The sequence below is a fragment of the Streptomyces sp. NPDC007872 genome (assembly GCF_042868165.1).
Taxonomy (GTDB): Bacteria; Actinomycetota; Actinomycetes; order Streptomycetales; family Streptomycetaceae; genus Streptomyces.
Map to the genome: position 1 here is coordinate 172,455 of NZ_JBIAEA010000003.1, position 20,047 is coordinate 192,501.

The 20,047-nt window shown below is 74.0% G+C and carries 14 protein-coding genes; 11 read left to right on the forward strand and 3 right to left on the reverse strand.

Translation table 11 applies throughout. From position 1 onward, the window contains the following. Nucleotide 1: 1 nt before the first annotated feature. The 3 genes from ACFYNX_RS11340 to ACFYNX_RS11350 form a co-directional block, all read right to left on the reverse strand. Complete coding sequence (locus ACFYNX_RS11340; protein ID WP_388660213.1) at nucleotides 2-502, reverse strand: cupin domain-containing protein; 501 nt, start codon at nucleotides 500-502, stop codon at nucleotides 2-4. 212 nt (nucleotides 503-714) lie between these two features. Then, nucleotides 715-2,478, reverse strand: coding sequence for a ThuA domain-containing protein (locus tag ACFYNX_RS11345; protein ID WP_388660216.1), 1,764 nt, complete (start codon nucleotides 2,476-2,478; stop codon nucleotides 715-717). A 59-nt stretch (nucleotides 2,479-2,537) separates the two neighbouring features. Further along, complete coding sequence (locus ACFYNX_RS11350; RefSeq protein WP_388660219.1) at nucleotides 2,538-5,396, reverse strand: PQQ-dependent sugar dehydrogenase; 2,859 nt, start codon at nucleotides 5,394-5,396, stop codon at nucleotides 2,538-2,540. Between the two features lie 561 nt (nucleotides 5,397-5,957). Here ACFYNX_RS11350 and ACFYNX_RS11355 point away from each other — a divergent pair. From ACFYNX_RS11355 to ACFYNX_RS11405, 11 genes are all read left to right on the forward strand, one after another. Then, a complete protein-coding gene (locus tag ACFYNX_RS11355) occupies nucleotides 5,958-8,288 on the forward strand; it encodes a ricin-type beta-trefoil lectin domain protein (protein ID WP_388660222.1) in 2,331 nt (776 codons plus the stop codon). Between the two features lie 205 nt (nucleotides 8,289-8,493). Continuing rightward, nucleotides 8,494-9,675: an ROK family protein gene (locus ACFYNX_RS11360; protein WP_388661521.1), complete on the forward strand. Its 1,182-nt coding sequence runs from the start codon at nucleotides 8,494-8,496 to the stop codon at nucleotides 9,673-9,675. Between the two features lie 369 nt (nucleotides 9,676-10,044). Beyond that, nucleotides 10,045-11,568, forward strand: coding sequence for a sugar ABC transporter ATP-binding protein (locus ACFYNX_RS11365; protein ID WP_388660225.1), 1,524 nt, complete (start codon nucleotides 10,045-10,047; stop codon nucleotides 11,566-11,568). Further along, nucleotides 11,565-12,596 carry an ABC transporter permease gene (locus ACFYNX_RS11370; protein WP_388660228.1) on the forward strand — a complete coding sequence of 344 codons (1,032 nt, stop codon included), beginning with the start codon at nucleotides 11,565-11,567 and terminating at the stop codon, nucleotides 12,594-12,596. Before ACFYNX_RS11365 ends, ACFYNX_RS11370 begins: the two co-directional genes overlap by 4 nt. A gap of 42 nt (nucleotides 12,597-12,638) precedes the next feature. Beyond that, the gene (locus ACFYNX_RS11375) at nucleotides 12,639-13,676 is read left to right on the forward strand and encodes a substrate-binding domain-containing protein (protein WP_388660230.1); all 1,038 of its coding nucleotides are present in this window, start codon (nucleotides 12,639-12,641) and stop codon (nucleotides 13,674-13,676) included. 135 nt (nucleotides 13,677-13,811) lie between these two features. Beyond that, nucleotides 13,812-15,062, forward strand: coding sequence for a Gfo/Idh/MocA family protein (locus tag ACFYNX_RS11380; RefSeq protein ID WP_388660233.1), 1,251 nt, complete (start codon nucleotides 13,812-13,814; stop codon nucleotides 15,060-15,062). 12 nt (nucleotides 15,063-15,074) lie between these two features. Continuing rightward, entirely contained in the window at nucleotides 15,075-16,076 is a 1,002-nt protein-coding gene (locus ACFYNX_RS11385; RefSeq protein WP_365542218.1) for a sugar phosphate isomerase/epimerase family protein, read from the forward strand. A gap of 189 nt (nucleotides 16,077-16,265) precedes the next feature. Beyond that, nucleotides 16,266-17,414: an inositol-3-phosphate synthase gene (locus ACFYNX_RS11390; RefSeq protein WP_388660236.1), complete on the forward strand. Its 1,149-nt coding sequence runs from the start codon at nucleotides 16,266-16,268 to the stop codon at nucleotides 17,412-17,414. Next, a complete protein-coding gene (locus tag ACFYNX_RS11395) occupies nucleotides 17,411-18,460 on the forward strand; it encodes an SCO3242 family prenyltransferase (RefSeq protein ID WP_388660239.1) in 1,050 nt (349 codons plus the stop codon). Before ACFYNX_RS11390 ends, ACFYNX_RS11395 begins: the two co-directional genes overlap by 4 nt. Further along, nucleotides 18,457-19,380, forward strand: coding sequence for a sugar phosphate isomerase/epimerase family protein (locus ACFYNX_RS11400; protein WP_388660242.1), 924 nt, complete (start codon nucleotides 18,457-18,459; stop codon nucleotides 19,378-19,380). The genes ACFYNX_RS11395 and ACFYNX_RS11400 overlap by 4 nt, the downstream gene beginning before the upstream one ends. Then, the gene (locus ACFYNX_RS11405; RefSeq protein WP_388660245.1) at nucleotides 19,377-20,024 is read left to right on the forward strand and encodes an EboA domain-containing protein; all 648 of its coding nucleotides are present in this window, start codon (nucleotides 19,377-19,379) and stop codon (nucleotides 20,022-20,024) included. The genes ACFYNX_RS11400 and ACFYNX_RS11405 overlap by 4 nt, the downstream gene beginning before the upstream one ends. Nucleotides 20,025-20,047: the final 23 nt, after the last annotated feature.

Here is a 20,047-nt window from a genome sequence, read left to right on the forward strand (position 1 = left end):
GTCACGCCGAGGCCTCCAGGGCGGCCCGCCAGACGGGGCTGTCGACGTAGTGGTTGTCGAACCGCTCGGCCGAGGCGGCGATCTCCCCGGCGTCCGCCTCGCCGCGCATCACCCGGCCGAGCAGGCGCAGGTAGTCGAACCGGCCCGCGCCCGGCGTGAACACGAACAGCACGTCCGCCTCGCGGCCCGGCGCCGCGGCGAAGGCGTGCGGGGTGCCGGGCGGCACGGCCAGGAAGTCGCCCGCCTCCAGGACGGTGACCTCCTCCCCCACCAGCACCCGGAGGGATCCGCCGATCACGAAGAAGAGCTCCGTCGCCCTGGTGTGGAAGTGGGCGGGCGCTCCCACCGCTCCCTGCGCGAAGGTGGAGCGGTAGCCGGTGAACCCGCCGGCGGTGCCGTCCGAGTCGGCGAGCAGCGTCATCACGCTGCTGGGGTCGGCACAGGTCTCGGCCTCGGTGTGGCGGGTGAGCACCGGTCGTCCGCCGGTCGGGGAGCTGCTCATGGTGGTTCCTCCGTCATGGTCGGTCAGCGTCTTCACCGCTCTGACGGACCGGACCGCACGGATGTGACCGACGGCCCGGAACTCTTCCCGTTTCCCCCGCGACGCTGAGGCCGCACGCACTCGCGTGCGTCGGTGCGGCGGGCCGCGGCCCCCGGTGACGTGGAAGGTTCCACGTCACCGGGGGCCGCGCTCACGTCAGGGCCCATGTCCCGTCAGGGCAGGGTCCACTTCTGGTTGGTTCCGGTGTGGCAGGTCCACAGGTGGACGGCCGTGCCGTCGTTCCACACGCCGCCCGAGGCGTCCAGGCACTTGGCCGACTGCGGGTTGCGGACCGTGCCGTCGGTCTGGGGCGTCCACTTCTGCGCGCCCGTGCCGTTGCAGGTCCACAGTTGCACCTTCGTGCCGTCCGCGCTGCCGCCGCCCGAGACGTCCAGGCACTTGCCGAGCGCCTTCACGGTGCCGTCGGCCGCGACCGTCCACTTCTGGGCGGCCGTGCCGTTGCAGGTCCAGAGCTGGATCTTCGTACCGTCCGCGGTCAGGGAGTTGTCGACGTCCAGGCACTTGCCGTTGACGCCCTTGACCTCGCCCGTGCGGGAGCCGGGCTGTCCGCCGCTCTGCTTGATCCGGATGTCGCGGAAGGACACGTCGTCGCCGGTCCCGTGGTTCTGGAGGCCGATGTGCCCCTGGCGCAGGCTCCGGACCGGGTCGGTGTTGGTGAAGTCGTTGATCTTCGCGCCGTTCAGGAAGATCTCCAGGCGCTCGCCGGTGACCCGGAGTTCGTACGTGTTCCACTCGCCGGGCGGGTTCAGCGCGGCGTCGCGCGCGGCGATGTCGGCGGACTTGAAGCCGTAGACGGATCCGGTGGTGCGGTCGGCCGCGTCGGTGGCGTCGATCTGGATCTCGTAGCCGTTGTTCACCGCGGTCCACGGGTCGTCGGAGGCCGGGAACCCGATGAAGACGCCGGAGTTGTCGTCGCCCGCGGCCCTCCAGTCGAGCTTGAGGGAGTAGTCGCCGGTGAACTCCTCGGCGGAGTGCCACAGCAGGCCCATTCCGCCCTGGGAGGTGAGCGTGCCGTCCGCGAGGGCGAATCCGCCCGGACCGGCCTGCTTCCAGCCGGTGGTGGACGAGCCGTCGAAGAGGGACGTGTAGCCGGTCTCCGGGCGGCAGTCGGCCTCGGTCATGCCGGCGGCCCAGCGGATCCCGCCCAACAGGTGGCGGCGGAAGGCGGGTTCGGCGTACGACTCGTCGGTGTGGCCGCCTCCGGTGTAGAAGGCCCGGCCGCCCTCGTATCCCTTGCACCAGGCGATCGGATGGTCGCCGGACATGTTCCCGCCCGTGTAGCTGCTCTCGTCGAGGGAGGCCAGGACGTGGGCGGTGGAGCGCGGGTTGGCGCGGTAGTTGTACCACTCGTCGGTGCGCTGCCAGGTGGTGCCCAGGTGGGCGGTGGCGTCGTGCGCCCGGTCCTCCACCTTGACGGTGGCGGACTGGACGGCCGGGTGCGAGTGGAAGAGGGCTCCGGCCAGGCCTTCGTAGAAGGGCCAGTCGTACTCGGTGTCGGCGGCGGCGTGGATGCCGACGTATCCGCCGCCGCCCCGTACGTACTGCTCGAACGCGGTCTGCTGGGTGGCGTTCAGGACGTCACCGGTGGTCGACAGGAAGACGACCGCCTCGTACTGGCCGAGGTTGCCGGTCGTGAAGGCCTGGGCGTCCTCGGTGGCGTCGACGGTGAAGTTGTTCGCCGTGCCCAGGTCGCGCAGGGCCGCGATGCCGGGGGCGATCGAGGAGTGCCGGAAGCCGGCCGTCCTGGAGAAGACGAGGACCTTGTAGGCCGGGTCCGCGGCGGCGCGCGCCCCGGCGGCCTCGCCGGTCGCGGTCGTGGAGTGTCCCGGCGGTGCGGCCTGGGCCGCCGCCTGGGGGGTCAGGCAGAGCGCGGCGCCGGCCAGCAGGCCGAGAACCGCCTTCAGGGGGGTACGCATGGAACGGTCGCCTCCTTGTCCGGGCGGCCGCGGGGCCGTGGGGCCCCGCGGCCGGAGAGCTACGGCAGGGTCCACTTCTGGTTGGTTCCGGTGTGGCAGGTCCACAGGTGGACGGCCGTCCCGTCGTTCCACACGCCGCCCGAGGCGTCCAGGCACTTGGCCGACTGCGGGTTGCGGACCGTGCCGTCGGCCTGGGCCGCCCAGTTCTGGGCGGCGGTGCCGTTGCAGGTCCAGAGCTGGATCCTCGTCCCGTCGGCCGTGCCGCCGCCCGAGACGTCCAGGCACTTGCCGAGGGCCCGCAGGGTGCCGTCGCCGGGGAGCGTCCAGTTCTGGGCGGTGCTGCCGTTGCAGGTCCAGAGCTGGATCTTCGTGCCGTCCGCGGTGCCGGCGTCGTCGACGTCCAGGCACTTGGCGTTCACGCCCTTCACCGGGCCGGAGCGCGCGCCGCCGCCGGAGGTCGTGAAGGAGAACTCGTCCACGTCGAACAGCGAACCGGCGGCACCCTTGAAGACGAGGTACAGGGTCGTGGAGCCGGACGGGCGGTTGCCGAGCGTGGTGGTCACGTCCTGGAAGGTCTCCCAGCCGCCGGTGACCGGTGCGGCGACCGTGCCGAGCAGGGTGCCGGTCGGGGAACCGGCGCGCACCTCGATCGTGCCGCCCGTTCCCGCCGAGGAGATCCGGGCGGTGAACCGGTCCGCGTTCGCCAGGGCGTACGGCCGGAAGGCGATCCAGTCGCCGTTCTCGATGTACCCGACGGTCTTGCCGCCGTGCGCGGGGGCGTGGCTGACGACCTCGACCCCGGAGGACTCGCCGTAGTGCTCGGCCTGGCGGTGGCTGGGCTGGGTGACGTGCTGGTCGTGCGCGGTCAGCGCGGGCAGGCCGTTCGCGCCCTTGTCGGTGTACTCGGCGTCGACGACGCCGAAGACGTTGGCGTTGGGGTCGTGCTCCCCGTCGGCGAGGGTCCGCAGGGTGCCCGCGCAGCCGGTGGCCGAGGTCTGCGGGTGTCCGTGGCTGTCGTGCCCGACGATGAAGGTGACCTTCACCCTGGAGCAGTCGATCGTGCCGTCCTCGGGGTCGGTCACCGTCACCTTGAAGGGGATCGCCGCGCCGAAGTCGTAGACGCTCCCGTCGGCGGGCAGGTCGAGGCGGACCGTGGGGGCCGTGTTCCCGACCGTGATCAGGACTGAGGCGGTCGCCGACTTTCCGGTGGAGTCGGCGACCTTGAGCGTGGCCGTGTACCGGCCGTCGGCCGTGTACGTGTGGGAGGGGGCGGCGGTGGTGGCGGTGGCGCCGTCGCCGAAGGTCCAGGCGTGGGAGAGGGCGTCGCCGTCGGGGTCGGAACTGCCGGTCGACGAGAAGGAGACGGTGAGCGGCGCCCTGCCGGAGGTGACGTTCGCGCGGGCCTGGGCGATCGGGGCGCGGCCGCCCGTGACGTGTTCGATCCGGTACAGGGCGGAGTTCTCGTCGCCGTTGAAGTACCCGGTGCCGTAGTCGAGGACGTACAGGGCGCCGTCCGGTCCGAAGGCCGAGTCCATCACCTGGGTGCCGGTCCAGGGGAAGGCGTTGATCGACTGCACGGTGCCGTCGGCGGCGGCCTCGATCCGCTTGATCCAGCGGCGGCCGAACTCACCGGCGAAGAAGTCCCCGTCGTACTCCTGGGGGAACTTCACCTCGGAGGTCGAGGCGGCGTCGTAGCGGTAGACCGGGCCGGCCATGGGCGACTCCGAGCCGCCGCCGAACTCGGGGACGGAGGAGCCGTTGTACGGGATCCAGGCGGGCTGGGCGGGCGGCAGGTCGGTGAGGCCGGTGTTGCGCGGGGAGGTGTTCTTCGGGGCGGCGCAGGTGAAGACCGCTCCCGAGGTGCCGGTGGCGAAGTCGTAGTCCGTGTAGGCGTCGTTCTTGCCCGTGCAGTAGGGCCAGCCGAAGTTGCCCGCCTTGGTGATCCGGTTGAACTCGACCTGGCCCTCCGGTCCCCGGGCGGGGGACGCGGTGCCCGAGTCGGGGCCGTAGTCGCCCAGGTAGACGGTGCCGGTGGCCTTGTCGACGCTCATCCGGAAGGGGTTGCGGAAGCCCATCGCGTAGATCTCGGGACGGGTCTTCGCCGTGCCGGGCGCGAAGAGGTTGCCGCTGGGGACCGTGTAGGAGCCGTCGGCGTTCACCTTGATCCGCAGGACCTTGCCGCGCAGGTCGTTGGTGTTGCCGGCCGAGCGCTGGGCGTCGTAGGCGGGGTTGCGGCCGGCCCGTTCGTCGATCGGGGTGAAGCCGTCCGAGGCGAAGGGGTTGCTGTCGTCGCCGGTCGACAGGTAGAGGTTGCCGGCCGCGTCGAAGTCGATGTCGCCGCCGACGTGGCAGCACAGGCCGCGGGAGGCGGGCACGTCCAGGATCTTCTTCTCGCTGGCGGGGTCCAGGGTGCCGTCGGCCCTCAGGACGAACCGGGAGAGCCGGTTGACCCCGTCGTACGGGGTGAAGTCGGCGGCCGTGCCGTCCGCGGGGGCGTCGCCGCCCGGGGTGGTGAGCTTGGGGGCGTAGTAGAGGTAGATCTGCCGGTTGGACGAGAAGCCCGGGTCCGCCGCGACGCCCTGCAGGCCCTCCTCGTCGTGGCTGTAGACGTCGAGCCGGCCCGCCACGGTGGTGGTGCCCGCGGCGTCGGTGCGCCGGAGCGTGCCGTCGCGGGAGGTGTGCAGGACCGAGCGGTCCGGGAGGACGGCCAGGGTCATGGGCTCGCCGGTCTCGGCCACGCCCTTGGCCAGCGTGACCTGCTGGAACTCCGGGGCGGCCGCGGCCGCTGCTCCGGCCGTGGTGCCGTGGTCCCGGTGCGCGGGCGCGGAGGTGGCCGGGGACACCGGCAGGAGACAGCCGAGGGTGCAGGCCACGGCGGTCAGCAAGAAGCGGGCGCGTCCGCGCCCGGGCGTTCTCATGCGCACAGAGGTCTCCCGACGGAAGTGGGGGTGGTGGTGGCCTCAGCGTGCTGCCGAGGGGCTACGGGCGTGCGCCGTCACGCCGTAGGGGCCGGTCCGCAGCTCATGACCGGTTCATTTCAAGGAAGTTAGCGGGCTTTGTCGAAGTCCGTAACCCGGTGCGCGCGAGTTTTCGTCACTTTATTCACACCGGGGACAAAGCATGGACGGTGCCGGGAGAAGTCCCTACTGTGTCCGACGCGACGGTGCGGACCCGCTCCCTCCCGCCCGCAGCGCCTCCGTACCCGGGACGACGGCGCGTCCCGGCGGCGGTGGATCCCCCACTTGCCCGATCGGAGCCCTTCGCGTCCCGAAGGGCCGTCAGGAGGTCACGTGCGTCCACGGCTGTACTCCCCCCGATCGGCCGGCCGACCGGCCGGCACGCTCATCGCTTCGTTACTGACCGCCGCCCTGTCTGTCTCCCCGGCCTCTCCGGCCGCTCCCCCCTCCCCCACCGCGCCGGCCGCCCCGGCCTCCCGGGGCCCCGCGCACGATCCCGCCGACGCGAACGGGCTCGCCCGCGTGAAGGGCTCCGCCGTCCCGGCCGGTTCGACCCTCGAGGGCCGGGCCGCCGCCGCACTCCCCCCGCAGACGCCCGGGGTCACGCTCCGCGTCTTCGACGTGCAGATCCCGCTGAACAACCTCTGCGTGCTGAAACCGGGTCAGACCCCCAACATCGACAAGCTGATGCCGGTGGTCGACTGGTCCACGTCCACCGACTTCGGCCTGGAGACCCACTTCGTCACCCACGTCGTCGGCAACCTCGTCGTCCCGCAGGCGGGCGGCTACACCCTCCGCCTCGCCAGCGACGACGGCTCCCGCCTCCTGATCGACGACCGGGTGGTGATCGACCACGACGGCCTGCACGGTCCGGACCCCAAGGACGCGACCGTGAACCTGACGGCGGGCGCCCACGCGCTGCGCATCGAGCACTTCGAGCGCGACGGCGGCCAGCAGATCACGCTGTCCTGGAAGCCGCCGGGCGCCGCCGGCTTCGCCGTCGTGCCGAACTCGGCCCTGAGCACGGACGCCGACGTCGTCCGCGTGACCGCGCCGGGCCGCAAGGAGTGCGAGGGCATCGCGGACACGCCCGGCGACGGCCTGCCGCTCACCGGCGTGCACCCGAACTACACCCTCACCGACCTCCGGCCCAAGGGCTTCGAGCCGCAGGTCTCCGCGATGGACTGGCTGCCCGACGGCCGACTGGCCGTCACCACCTGGGGCGGCAGCAACACCACCACGGGCGAGGTCTACCTGCTCGGCAACGTCACGGGGAACACCGGCCCCGACAAGGTGACGGTGAAGAAGGTGGCCTCGGGCCTGAAGGAGCCCATGGGGATCACGTACGTCGACGGCAAGCTCTACGTCTCCCAGAAGCACGAGCTGACCGAGCTGAACGACACCGACGGGGACGAGGTCACCGACCGGTACCGGCGGGTCGCGACCTGGCCCTTCGGCGGCAACTTCCACGAGTTCGCCTTCGGCCTCCTCCACAAGGACGGGTTCTTCTACCTGAACCTGTCGGTCTCCATCAACTACGGCGGGGCGACCACGAACCCGCAGCCGGCACCGAACCGCGGCACCACGATCAAGGTGAACCGGCAGACCGGCGAGGTCTCGTACGTGGCCGGAGGCCTGCGCACCCCGAACGGCATCGGATGGGGCCCCGAGGGCGGCATCTTCGTCACCGACAACCAGGGTGGCTGGCTGCCCTCGTCGAAGCTGGTGCACATCAAGCAGGACCGGTTCTTCCACCACTACACGAACCCGGCCGGCCCCTTCGACTCCCGGCCGGTGACCAGGCCGGTGCTCTGGCTGCCGCAGAACGAGATAGCCAACTCGCCCAGTACGCCCCTCCAGTTGACCGGCGGCCCGTTCGCCGGCCAGATGCTGTTCGGCGACGTGACGTACGGCGGCGTGCAGCGCGGCTTCCTGGAGAAGGTGGGCGGCGAGTACCAGGGCGCGGTCTTCCGGCTCACCCAGGGCCTGGAGGCGGGCGTGACCCGGATCAGCGTCGGCCCGGACGGCGCGCTGTACGCGGGCGGGCTCGGCGCGGGCGGCAACTGGGGTCAGGAGGGCAAGCTCGCCTTCGGCCTCCAGAAGCTGGCGCCGAACGGCGCCGACGCCTTCGACATCCGCGCCATGCGCGCCGTTCCCGGCGGCTTCGCCCTGGAGTACACCCAGCCGCTGTCGGCGCAGACGGCCACCGACCTGGCCAAGCGCTACAGGATCAAGCAGTGGCGTTACGCGCCGACCGCCGACTACGGCGGCCCGAAGATCGGAGAGGAGACGCTCACCGCGGGGTCGGCCACCCTCTCCGCCGACCGCAGGACGGTCACCCTGGCCATCCCCGGCCTCAAGGCCGACCGGGTGGTGCACGTCCGCTCGCCGCGCCCCTTCAGCTCGTCCACCGGCGAGTCCCTGTGGAGCACCGAGGCCTGGTACACGCTCAACCGGCTGCCCGGCGGGGTGCCCACGGGAGAGGTGCGGGGCCTCGGCAACAAGTGCCTGGACGTCGACGACTCCCAGACCGCGGACGGCACGAAGATCCAGGTGTGGGGGTGCAACAGCACCGCCGCCCAGCAGTGGACCGTGGCCGGCGACGGCGCCCTGAAGGTGCTCGGCAAGTGCCTGGACGTCGCGGGCGGCGGCTCGGCGGACGGCACGAAGGTGCAGTTGTGGACCTGCAACGGATCGGGCGCCCAGACCTGGCAGGCGCAGGCCGACGGCAGTCTGCGCAACCCGCAGTCCGCCAAGTGCCTGGACGTCGCGGGCGGCACCACGGCGGACGGCACGAAGGTCCAGTTGTGGACGTGCAACGGGACGAGCGCCCAGAAGTGGGCCCTTCCCTGAGGCGAGTCGACGTGAGGACGGGGGTGGTGCGGGCCGTACGCCGTGGCGTACGGCCCGCACGCGCTCCCCCTTTGTCCTGTGCGTGGAAGAAGTCGAAGCGGAACTGTGCGCAAGTCCTTCCCCTCCGGGTGAAGCGCTGCTACGTTCCCCTCGAAAGCGAAGAACGGACGAAGCACGGAAGAGGAGAGGAGGGGACATGCGACGCATGACGGCCAGGCCCGCGAACGCCCATCAGGCCCGCCTGCTCCGGCTGTTGCGCGACGGCGGCCCCAACTCGCGCGCCCAGCTCGGCGATCAGGTCGACCTCTCCCGCTCCAAGCTCGCGGTCGAGGTGGACCGGCTCCTGGAGACCGGCCTCGTCGTCGCGGACGGGCTCGCCGCCTCCCGGGGCGGACGCCGCTCGCACAACATCCGGCTCGCGCCCGGCCTCCGCTTCCTCGGCGTCGACATCGGCGCGACCTCGATCGACGTCGCGGTGACCAACGCCGAACTGGAGGTCCTGGGGCACCTCAACCACTCCATGGACGTGCGCGATGGCCCCGTCGCGGTCTTCGAGCAGGTCCTGTCGATGGTCGGGAAGCTCAAGGCGTCGGGGCTCACGGACGGACTCGACGGCGCGGGCATCGGCGTGCCGGGCCCCGTCCGCTTCCCCGAGGGCGTCCCGGTGGCCCCGCCGATCATGCCCGGCTGGGACGGGTTCCCCGTCCGGGAGGCGCTCAGCCAGGACCTGGGGTGCCCGGTGATGGTCGACAACGACGCCAACCTGATGGCCATGGGCGAGCAGCACGCGGGCGTCGCCCGGTCCGTGAACGACTTCCTGTACGTCAAGATCGGCACCGGCATCGGCTGCGGCATCGTCGTCGGCGGAGAGGTCCACCGCGGTACGACGGGCAGCGCCGGCGACATCGGGCACATCCAGGTCGATCCGGAGGGCCGGGCCTGCGGCTGCGGCAACCGGGGATGCCTGGAGGCCCACTTCGGCGGCGCCGCGCTCGCCCGCGACGCCGAGGACGCGGCGCGCGAGGGGCGCTCGGTCGCCCTCGCCGCCCGGCTCGAGGCCGCCGGCGCGCTGACCGCGGCGGACGTCTCCGCCGCCGCCGCGGCGGGGGACGCCACGGCCCTGGACCTGATCCGGGCGGGCGGTGACCGGGTCGGCCAGGTCGTCGCCGGGCTCGTGAGCTTCTTCAACCCCGGGATGGTCGTGATCGGAGGCGGGGTGACGGGCCTCGGGCACACGCTCCTCGCGAGCGTGCGGACCCAGGTGTACCGGCGCTCCCTCCCCCTCGCGACCAGGAACCTGCCCATCGTCCTGGGCGAGCTCGGCTCGACCGCCGGCGTGACCGGCGCGGCCCGGCTCATCAGCGACCACCTGTTCTCGCCGGCCTGACACGGACCGGCGGGCACCGCGAGGTGCCACGCACACCGGCACCGCGAGGTGCCACGCACACCGGCGCCGTGAGGCGCCCAGCACGTGAGCACCGCGCGGTGCCCCGCACGCGAACACCGCGCGGCCTCCCGTGCGCGAGCACCGCGAGGTGCCGCGCACCGGGCCCACCCGTACGACCTGCCGCACGCACGTCCCGTACCGCTCGCACCACCCGCACCCCGTACCCCGTACGCCCGTACGTCCCCCGCCTCCGGGGCCGTGCCGTCCGCGCGAAGCCGCGGTGCCGCACCGCCGCCGGAGCACCCCGCCACGCCCCCGTTCTCGCGTCCGCCCTGTCCGCTCACGGCCCGCACCAGCCGAGGAATTGCCATGGCACCAGAACCGCCCCTGCTCACCATGTCCGGCATCACGAAGTCGTTTCCCGGAGTCCGCGCCCTCGACGGCGTCGACCTGGAGGTCCGGGCCGGAGAGGTCCACTGCGTCCTCGGCCAGAACGGTGCCGGCAAGTCCACCCTGATCAAGGTGCTCGCCGGCGCCCACCGGCCGGACGGGGGCACCGTCACCTGGTGCGGACGGGAGGTGGCGCCGGGCTCCCCGATCGCGGCCATGCGCCTCGGCATCGCCACCCTCTACCAGGAGCTCGACCTGGTCGGGGGACTGTCCGTCGCCGAGAACGTCTTCCTCGGCCACGAGCCCACCTCCGCGGGCTTCGTCGTCCGCGCCCGCGCCGCCCGCACCGCCGCCGCGCGGTTGCTGGAGCGTCTCGGGCACGGCGAGATCGACCCCGCGCGCCCGGCCGGCGAACTCTCCGCCGCCCAGCGGCAGATCGTCTCCATGGCCCGCGCGCTCTCCCACGACGTCCGCCTCATCGTCATGGACGAGCCGTCCGCCGCCCTCGACCCGGAGGAGGTCGACAACCTGTTCCGGACCGTCGGCGAGCTGACCGCCGCCGGGGTCGCCGTCGTGTACATCTCCCACCGCCTGGAGGAGATCCGCAGGATCGGCGACCGGGTCACCGTCATCAAGGACGGCCGGACCGTCGCGGGCGGGCTGCCCGCGAAGACCACCTCGACCGACGAGGTCATCACGCTGATGACCGGCCGCAGCGTCGCGTACGTCTTCCCGGAACGCCCCCCGCGGCCGGCCCCCTCCGCGGCCGAACCCGTCCTGCGCGTCGAAGGGCTCGCCCGGAAGGGGGAGTTCGCCCCGCTCGACCTGGAGCTCCGCCCCGGCGAGATCGTCGGGCTCGCCGGGCTCGTCGGCTCGGGACGTTCCGAGATCCTGGAGACGGTCTACGGCGCGCGCAGGCCGACCGGCGGACGCGTCCTCGTCGACGGGGTCCCGCTGCGGCCGGGCAGCGTCCCCTCGGCCGTCCGCGCCGGCATCGGCCTCGCCCCCGAGGAGCGCAAGGCACAGGCGCTGCTGCCGATGGAGTCCGTCACCCGCAACGTCACCCTCTCCACCCTCTCCCGCTTCGCCCGCGCCGGCCGGCTCGACCGGCGGCGGGAACGGGAGGCCGCCCGGCGGGTCACCCGCGACCTGTCCCTGCGGCCCGACGACCCCGACGCCCGGATCCGGACCCTGTCCGGCGGCAACCAGCAGAAGGCGGTGCTCGCCCGCTGGCTCCTGCGCGGCTGCAAGGTCCTGCTCCTCGACGAGCCGACCCGGGGGGTCGACGTCGGCGCCCGCGCCGAGCTGTACGCGGTCGTGCGGCGGCTCGCCGACGAGGGCCTCGCCGTCCTCCTCGTCTCCAGCGAACTGCCCGAGGTCCTCGGCCTCGCGGACCGCGTCCTGGTGCTGCGCGAAGGAGACGTCGTCCACACCGCGGACGCCCGGGAGCTCGACGAGCACCGCGTGCTCGACCTCGTGATGAAAGGAAGCCCGACGGCATGACGCAGTCGACCACCCCGGCGGGACACGACGCGCCGGTCACCCCCCTCGCTCCCCCGCCGGGCGGGAAGACCGCCGCGCGCCGGCCCCTGGGCCTGCGCCCGGACGTGCGCAACCTGTCCCTGCTCGGCGTCCTGGCCGCCCTGGTGGTCGTCGGCGGCCTCACCCGGCCCGACGAGTTCCTGGCCGCGAGCAACCTGCAACTCGTCCTGACCCAGGCCTCGGTCATCGGCGTCGTCACCGTCGGCATGACCTTCGTCATCACCGGCGGCGGCATCGACCTGTCGGTCGGCGCCATCGTGGCCCTGGCGTCCGTGTGGGCCACGACGGTGGCGACCCAGGAGTTCGGCTTCGCCGGCATCCTCTTCACGGCGGTGGTCGTCGGCCTCGGCTGCGGCCTGGTGAACGGCCTCCTCGTCGCGTACGGCGGGATGGTGCCCTTCATCGCCACCCTCGCGATGTTCGCCTCCGCCCGCGGCCTCGCCCTCCAGATCACCGAGGGCAGGACCCAGATGGTGACCGTCGAGTCCGTGCTCGACCTGGGCGTCAAGGACGCCTACGTCCTCGGGATCCCGCCGCTCGTCCTGGTCTTCGCGGCCGTCACCCTCGCGGGCTGGTTCCTGTTCGACCGCACCACCTTCGGCCGCCGGACGGTGGCCGTGGGCGGCAACGCGGAGGCCGCCCGGCTCGCCGGCATCGACGTGCGCCGCCAGCGCCTCCTGCTCTACCTGCTCTCCGGACTGTGCTGCGGGATCGCGGCCTTCCTCCTGATCGTGCTCGCCGGTTCCGGCCAGAACACCAACGGCAACCTGTACGAGCTCGACGCCATCGCCGCCGCCATCATCGGCGGCACCCTCCTCAGTGGCGGCCGGGGCACCATCGTCGGCTCCGTCCTCGGCGTCCTCGTCTTCACCACGATCACCAACATCTTCGCCCTCAACAACCTGGAGAGCGCGGTCCAGCAGATCGCCAAGGGCGCGATCATCGTCGTCGCCGTCCTCGTCCAGCGCCGCGCCGTCCACGACTCCTGACGCTCCGGCGCCCCCGCGCCCCGTCCGAAGGGATCCACCGCCATGCCCGAAACCAGCCGCAGACACCTCCTCCTCGGCGGCGCCGCCGTCTCCGCGGGGGCCCTGCTCACCGCCTGCACCAGCAACGAGCCCGAGGAGCGGGTCCCCGCCGGGAGCGCCGCCCCCGCTGCCGACGACAAGCCCGGCGCCCCCGTCACCATCGGCTTCGCCGGTCCGCAGGCCGACCACGGCTGGCTCAACGCCATCAACGAGAACGCCGAGCGGCGCGCCGCGACGTACTCCGACGTCACCCTGGAGATCACCGAGGGCTCCAACGACACCGCCGCCCAGATCGGCCAGGTCCAGACCCTCATCAACAAGAAGGTCGACGTCCTCGTCGTCCTCCCCGCCGACGGCAAGGCCCTCACCCGGGTCGGTCTCCAGGCCATGCGGGCCGGTATCCCCGTCGTCAACCTCGACCGGGTCTTCGCCTCCCCGCAGGCCTACCGGTGCTGGATCGGCGGCGACAACTACGGCATGGGCCTCAACGCCGGCCGCTTCATCGGCGAGAAGCTCAAGGACAAGCCGAACGCCACCGTCGTCGAACTCGCCGGCATGGACAGCCTGGAGCTCACCAAGCAGCGCACCCAGGGCTTCGACGACGCCCTGAAGAACTACCCGAACATCCGCAAGGTCGCCCGCCAGGCCGCCGACTTCACCGTCGAGTCCGGCCAGGCCAAGATGGCCCAACTGCTCCAGGCGCAGCAGAAGTTCGACGCCCTCTGGAACCACGACGACGACCAGGGGGTCGGGGCCCTGCGCGCCATCGCCCAGGCCGGCCGCAAGGACTTCCTCATGGTCGGCGGCGCCGGGGCCAAGTCCGCCATGGACGCCATCAAGGCCGACGCGGGCGTCCTCAAGGCCACCGTCCTCTACCCGCCGACCATGGCCGCCTCCGCGATCGACCTGGCGCGCGCCCTCGGCCAGAAGAAGGGCATCGGCGGCATGTCCGAGCTGGAGATCCCCGCCTCGATCACCCTCTACTCGGCCGTCGTCACCAAGGAGAACGTCGACGAGTACCTGCCCACCGGCTTCAACTGACCGGCACGGGCGCCGCCCGGGAGGACCCCGGCGGTCCGTCGGCCCTTCGCTCCCGTCCGGGCGGGGCCCCGTTTCCGGCGCGCCGCGGAACCGACGTCTCCACCGGCCGTGGCCGGTGCCTGCGAGAGGACACCAATGGAACAGAGCGAGAGGGTCCCGCCGACGCTCGGCATCGGCCTGATCGGTTACGCCTTCATGGGCGCCGCCCACTCCCAGGGCTGGCGCACGGTCGGCCGCGCCTTCGACCTGCCGCTGCGGCCGGTGCTCGCCGCGGTGGCCGGCCGGGACCCCGGGGCCGTCCGCGCGGCGGCCGGGAGGCACGGCTGGGCCGCCGCCGAGACGGACTGGCGCGCCCTGATCGCCCGCGACGACGTGCAGCTCGTCGACGTCTGCACCCCGGGCGACAGCCACGCGGAGATCGCCGTCGCCGCCCTGGAGGCCGGCAAGCACGTGCTGTGCGAGAAGCCGCTCGCCAACTCGGTGGCCGAGGCCGAGGCGATGGCGGCGGCGGCGGACCGGGCGGCGGAACGCGGCCAGATCGCCATGGTCGGCTTCAACTACCGCCGGGTGCCGGCCCTCGCGCACGCCCGCCGGCTCGTCGCGGAGGGCCGGCTCGGCGCCCTGCGGCACGTGCGCGTCACCTACCTCCAGGACTGGCTCGTCGACCCCGACTTCCCGCTGACCTGGCGCCTGGAGCGCGAGCGCGCCGGGTCGGGGGCGCTCGGGGACCTGGGGGCGCACATCGTGGACCTCGCCCAGCACCTGGCGGGAGAGCCGCTGGTCGGCGTCTCGGCCCAGTTGGAGACGTTCGTCAGGAAGCGTCCCCTCCTCGCCGGGGCGTCGGCCGGGCTTCGCGCGTCCGGCGCCCCGGGGCACGGGGCCGTCACGGTCGACGACGCGGCCGTCTTCACCGGGCGGCTCGCCTCCGGGGCGCTCGCGACGTTCGAGGCGAGCCGGATGGCGCCCGGCCGCAAGAACGCGCTGCGCCTGGAGATCGACGGGGAGCGGGGCTCCCTCGCCTTCGACCTGGAGCGGCTCAACGAACTGTCCTTCCACGACCACACCGAGCCCGCCGTCACGGCCGGCTTCCGCCGCATCCTCGTCACCGAGCCCGGTCACCCCTACCTGGAGGGCTGGTGGCCGCCCGGCCACACGCTCGGCTACGAGCACACCTTCGCCCACCAGGCCCGCGACCTGGTCCACGCCGTCGCGACCGGCACCGCCCCCGCGCCCTCCTTCGCCGACGGCCTCCAGGTCCAGCGGGTCCTGGCCGCGGTCGAGGAGAGCGCCCGGAACGACGCCGTCTACACCCCCGTGCTCCCCCTTTCCGTATCTCCCGCATCTCCCGTATCTCCCACATCTCCCGTATCCCGTGTGTCCCGCTAGGAGGCCCGGACCGTGCCACGACCCTTCACGCTCTTCACCGGCCAGTGGGCCGACCTGCCGCTGGAGGAGGTCTGCCGGCTCGCCCGCGACTTCGGCTACGACGGCCTCGAACTCGCCTGCTGGGGCGACCACTTCGAGGTGGACAGGGCCCTCGCCGACCCGGCGTACGTCAAGGGCAGGCGCGAGCTGCTCGACGCGTACGGCCTGAAGTGCTGGGCGGTCTCCAACCACCTGGTGGGGCAGGCCGTCTGCGACGACCCGATCGACGAGCGCCACCGGGCGATCGTGCCCGCCCGGATCTGGGGCGACGGCGACGCCGAAGGGGTGCGGCGGCGGGCGGCCCGCGAGCTGGCGGACACCGCGCGGGCCGCGGCGGCGCTCGGCGTCGACACCGTCGTCGGCTTCACCGGCTCCTCCATCTGGCACCTGGTGGCGATGTTCCCGCCGGTCCCCGAGCGCATGGTCGAGCGCGGCTTCGAGGACTTCGCGGAGCGCTGGAACCCGATCCTCGACGTCTTCGACGCCGAGGGCGTGCGCTTCGCCCACGAGGTGCACCCCGGCGAGATCGCCTACGACTACTGGACCACCCAGCGGGCCCTGGAGGCGATCGGCCGCCGTCCCGCCTTCGGCCTGAACTTCGACCCGAGCCACTTCGTGTGGCAGGACCTCGACCCGGTCGGCTTCCTGTGGGACTTCCGCGACCGGATCTACCACGTGGACTGCAAGGAGGCCCGCAAGCGGCTCGACGGGCGCAACGGACGGCTCGGCTCCCACCTGCCCTGGGGCGATCCCCGGCGCGGCTGGGACTTCGTCTCCGCGGGGCACGGCGACGTCCCCTGGGAGGACGTCTTCCGGATGCTCCGCTCGATCGGCTACGCCGGTCCGGTCTCCGTGGAGTGGGAGGACGCGGGCATGGACCGGCTCACCGGCGCCCCCGAGGCGCTCTCCTTCCTCAAGCGGTACGACTTCGATCCCCCGGCCGCCTCCTTCGACGCCGCCTTCTCCGGGCCGTGAACCGCGCGCGGCGTCCGGGGCCGAGGGGCGTGCCCGCGTGGAGGGGCCGTCCATGAGCCGGCGGCGGGCGGGGAGGCGTCGTACCCCCCGCCCGCCGTCTTCCCGACCCACACCCACACCCACACCCGCACCACCGACACGGCAGGGAGGCAGTCAGTGCGCCACGGGAACGCGACGGGGAGGCAGCCAGTGCGGCACGGGAACACGAGAGGGAGAGGGGCCCACGACCCGGGAGCGCGCACCGGGGTCTGGTTCGTGGGGGCGCGCGGATCGGTGGCGACCACCGCCGTCGCCGGGTGCGCGGCCGTCAGCGCGGGGCTGTACCCGCCGACCGGCATGGTCACCGAGACGCCGCCGTTCGCGGGGGCGGGGCTGCCTCCGCTGGCCTCGCTGGTCTTCGGCGGGCACGACGTCGCCGACTGTCCCCTGCCGAAACGCGCCGAGGACCTCACCGGGGCCGGTGTGCTGCCCGCCGGTCTCGCCCGGGCCGTCCACGCCGAGCTGGCCGCGGCCGACGGGGAGATACGTCCGGGCGGCCCGCTCCCCGGGGACACCCGCGACGACGAGGAGCTGATCGCCGGTTTCGCCGGCGACCTGACCGCCTTCCGCACGCGCCACGCGCTGGCGCGGGTCGTCGTCGTCAACGTCTCCTCCACCGAGCCGCTGCCGGAGCCGGACGCCACGCGTCTGCCGCCCAGCTCCCTGTACGCCGCCGCCGCGCTGCGCGCCGGCTGCCCCCACGTCAACTTCACGCCCTCGACCGGGCTGCGCGCCCCCGCGCTCGCGGCCGCCGCCGAGGCGAGCGGCCTCCCCCACGCGGGCCGCGACGGCAAGACCGGCCAGACGCTCCTGCGGTCCGTCCTCGCCCCGATGTTCGTCCAGCGGGCCCTGGCCGTGCGGGCGTGGTCCGGCACCAACCTGCTGGGAGGCGGGGACGGGGCGGCCCTGGCCGATCCGGCGGCTGCCGCGGCCAAGAACGCCGGGAAGGAGCGCGTCCTCGCCGAGACGCTCGGCCCCGGCGTCGAGGGCGGCGTCCACATCGACGACGTCCCCGCGCTCGGCGAGTGGAAGACCGCCTGGGACCACATCGCCTTCGACGGCTTCCTCGGCTCCCGGACGGTCCTCCAGACGATCTGGCAGGGGTGCGACTCGGCGCTCGCCGCCCCCCTGGTCCTGGACCTGGCGCGACTCGTCGCCCGCGCCCACGAGGCGGGCCTCGCCGGGCCCCGCCCCGAACTCGGCTTCTACTTCAAGGATCCCGACGGCGGCCCGGCGGGCCTGTCCGAGCAGTTCGGCGCGCTCCTCTCCTTCGCCGACCGTCTCCGGGAGACCGGATGATCCGCCCCCCGTTCCTCCGGTGTGCTTCCGCGGACGCCCCCGCGCGCGGGGGCGCGTCCGCCCGGGAGGGGCTGCGGGCGTGGAGCGAGCTGCTGCGCGTCTCGGCCCTGCCCAGCGTCCCCGGCGACGCCCTCGCCGGGGCCGCGGCCGCGGGGGCGCGGCCCGGCAGGGGCACCGCCTGGGCCGTCGGCTCCTCGCTGTGCCTCTACGAGGCGGGCATGGCGCTCAACGACTGGGCGGACCGGCACGAGGACGCCGCCGAGCGCCCCCACCGCCCCGTCCCCTCCGGCCGGGTGAGCCCCGGGGCGGCCCTGGGCGCGGCCGGGGTGCTCACCGCCGCCGGCCTCGCGCTCGCGGCCCGTGCGGGGCGGCCCCCTCTGGCGGTCGCCACGGTCCTGGCCGCGACGGTCTGGGCGTACGACCTCCGTCTGAAGCACACGGCCGCCGGTCCGGCGGCCATGGCAGCGGCGCGCGGCCTCGACCTCCTCCTCGGCGCCACGGCGACGGCGTCGGCCGTCCGGAGGGGGGCGGGGGAAGGTTTCCGCCGTACGGCCGCCCCGCCGCCCACCGCCTTCCCGGTCGCCGCCCTCCCCCCGGCCGCGGTGCTCGCGGCGCACACCTACGCCGTCACCGCGGTGTCCCGGCACGAGGTGCACGGCGGTTCCACGAGCGCGCCCCTGGGCGCGCTCGCCGCCGCCGCGGTCCTCGGCGCCCTCACCGCCTCGCCCCGCCCCGATCCGTACCGTCCCGGTGCGCGGGGGAGGCCGGCGGTCGCACCGCGCCGTTTCCCGGACCGTTCTCCGGCGGAGCGCGTCGCCCCGGTCCTGGCCGCCGTCTACGTCCGCACCGCCGCCCGCCCCCTCCTCGACGCGGCCCTGAACCCGTCCCCGCACCTCACCCGGCACGCCGTGGGGGGCGGCATCCGGGCGATGGTCCCCCTGCAGGCCGCCCTCACCGCCCGCTCCGGGGCGCCCGCCGGGGGTCTCGCCCTCCTGGGCCTCGCCCCCCTGGCCCGCCGTCTCGCGCGAAAGGTCAGCCCCACGTGAACGGACCCCCCACGGCACCCGCCCCGGCCCCCCTCCGCTACGGATACGGCACCAACGGGCTGACCGACCTCCGGCTCGACGACGCCCTCGCGCTCCTCGCCGACCTCGGCTACGACGGCGTCGGGCTCACCCTCGACCACATGCACCTCGATCCCCTCGCCCCCGGCCTGGCCGCCCGCACCGCGCGCGTGGCGCGCCGGCTCGGTGCACTCGGCCTCGCCGTCACCGTGGAGACCGGCGCCCGCTACGTCCTCGACCCCCGCCGCAAACACGGTCCTTCCCTGCTCGACCCCGACCCGGACGACCGTGCCGTCCGCGTCGGGCTGCTCGTCACCGCGGTGCGCGTCGCCGCGGACCTCGGCGCCCACGCCGTGCACTGCTTCAGCGGCACCGCTCCGCCCGGCACCGACCCCGACACGGCCTGGAAGCGCCTCGCGGAAGCGCTCGGGCCGGTCGTCGGGGCCGCCGGGGCCGCGGGCGTCCCCCTCGCGATCGAACCCGAACCGGGCCACCTCCTCGCCACGCTCGACGACTTCCACCGCCTGCGGGCCGCCACGGGGGACCCCGCGTCCCTCGGCCTCACCCTCGACATCGGCCACTGCCAGTGCCTGGAACCGCTGCCGCCCGCGGCCTGCGTCCGCGCCGCCGCGCCCTGGCTGCGCCACGTCCAGATCGAGGACATGCGGCGCGGCGTCCACGAGCACCTGCCGTTCGGCGACGGCGAGATCGACTTCCCGCCGGTCCTCGACGCCCTCGCCGCCACCGGCTACCGGGGGCTCACCGTGGTCGAGCTTCCGCGCCACTCCCACGCGGGGCCCGAACTCGCCCGCGCCTCCCTCGCGTTCCTCCGCTCCCGGATGCCGGGAGGCCCCCGGGCCCCGGAAGGATCCCCGCCCCCGGAAGGAGACCCGACCGCATGACCGCCACCCCCTCCCCCGGCCCCCCGGCCGTCTCGCGCGCCGCCCTCGACGCACGCCTCAGCGCCGCCGCCCGCGCGTGGCTGGACGACGCGCTGGCCGAAATCGCCGGTACGGACACGGGCGCGGACCACGTCCGTGAGGACCCCGGCACCGGTCCCGTCTGGGAGCCGCGCTTCGCCGCCGCGGGCCGCCACTGCGGCCACGAGCACGCCGACGCCGTCCGCGTCCTGCTCCTCACCGCGGCCCGCCCCGGCCCGGAGACCCTCGCCCTCCTCTACCACCGGGGCAGCGCCGCCGAGCGCCGCGCCGTGCTCCACTCCCTGCCCCACCTGGTCGGCGGTCCCGAGGCGCTCCCCCTCGTCGCCGACGCGCTGCGCACCCACGACACCACGCTCGTCGCCGCGGCCGTCGGCCCCTACGCGGCCGCCCACCTCGACCGGCCGGCCTGGCGGCACGCCGTCCTCAAGTGCCTCTTCACCGGGGTTCCCGTCGACGCGGTCGCGGGGCTGCGGCGCCGCGCCCGCGGCGACGCCGTGCTCGCCCGCATGCTCGCCGACCACGCCGCCGAGCGCACCGCCGCCGGCCGCGACGTCCCCCACGACCTGCGCCGCGTCCTCGCCCTGACGGCCGGGGCGCGTCCGTAGGGCCCGTCCTGCCGATCACGGCC

Excerpts from the sequence above, each read along its gene's own strand:
- ACFYNX_RS11340 (WP_388660213.1), bottom strand. The coding sequence starts at position 502 with ATGAGCAGCTCCCCGACCGGCGGACGACCGGTGCTCACCCGCCACACC.
- ACFYNX_RS11345 (WP_388660216.1), bottom strand. The coding sequence starts at position 2,478 with ATGCGTACCCCCCTGAAGGCGGTTCTCGGCCTGCTGGCCGGCGCCGCG.
- ACFYNX_RS11350 (WP_388660219.1), bottom strand. The coding sequence starts at position 5,396 with ATGAGAACGCCCGGGCGCGGACGCGCCCGCTTCTTGCTGACCGCCGTG.
- ACFYNX_RS11360 (WP_388661521.1), top strand. The coding sequence starts at position 8,494 with ATGACGGCCAGGCCCGCGAACGCCCATCAGGCCCGCCTGCTCCGGCTG.
- ACFYNX_RS11365 (WP_388660225.1), top strand. The coding sequence starts at position 10,045 with ATGGCACCAGAACCGCCCCTGCTCACCATGTCCGGCATCACGAAGTCG.
- ACFYNX_RS11370 (WP_388660228.1), top strand. The coding sequence starts at position 11,565 with ATGACGCAGTCGACCACCCCGGCGGGACACGACGCGCCGGTCACCCCC.
- ACFYNX_RS11375 (WP_388660230.1), top strand. The coding sequence starts at position 12,639 with ATGCCCGAAACCAGCCGCAGACACCTCCTCCTCGGCGGCGCCGCCGTC.
- ACFYNX_RS11380 (WP_388660233.1), top strand. The coding sequence starts at position 13,812 with ATGGAACAGAGCGAGAGGGTCCCGCCGACGCTCGGCATCGGCCTGATC.
- ACFYNX_RS11395 (WP_388660239.1), top strand. The coding sequence starts at position 17,411 with ATGATCCGCCCCCCGTTCCTCCGGTGTGCTTCCGCGGACGCCCCCGCG.
- ACFYNX_RS11405 (WP_388660245.1), top strand. The coding sequence starts at position 19,377 with ATGACCGCCACCCCCTCCCCCGGCCCCCCGGCCGTCTCGCGCGCCGCC.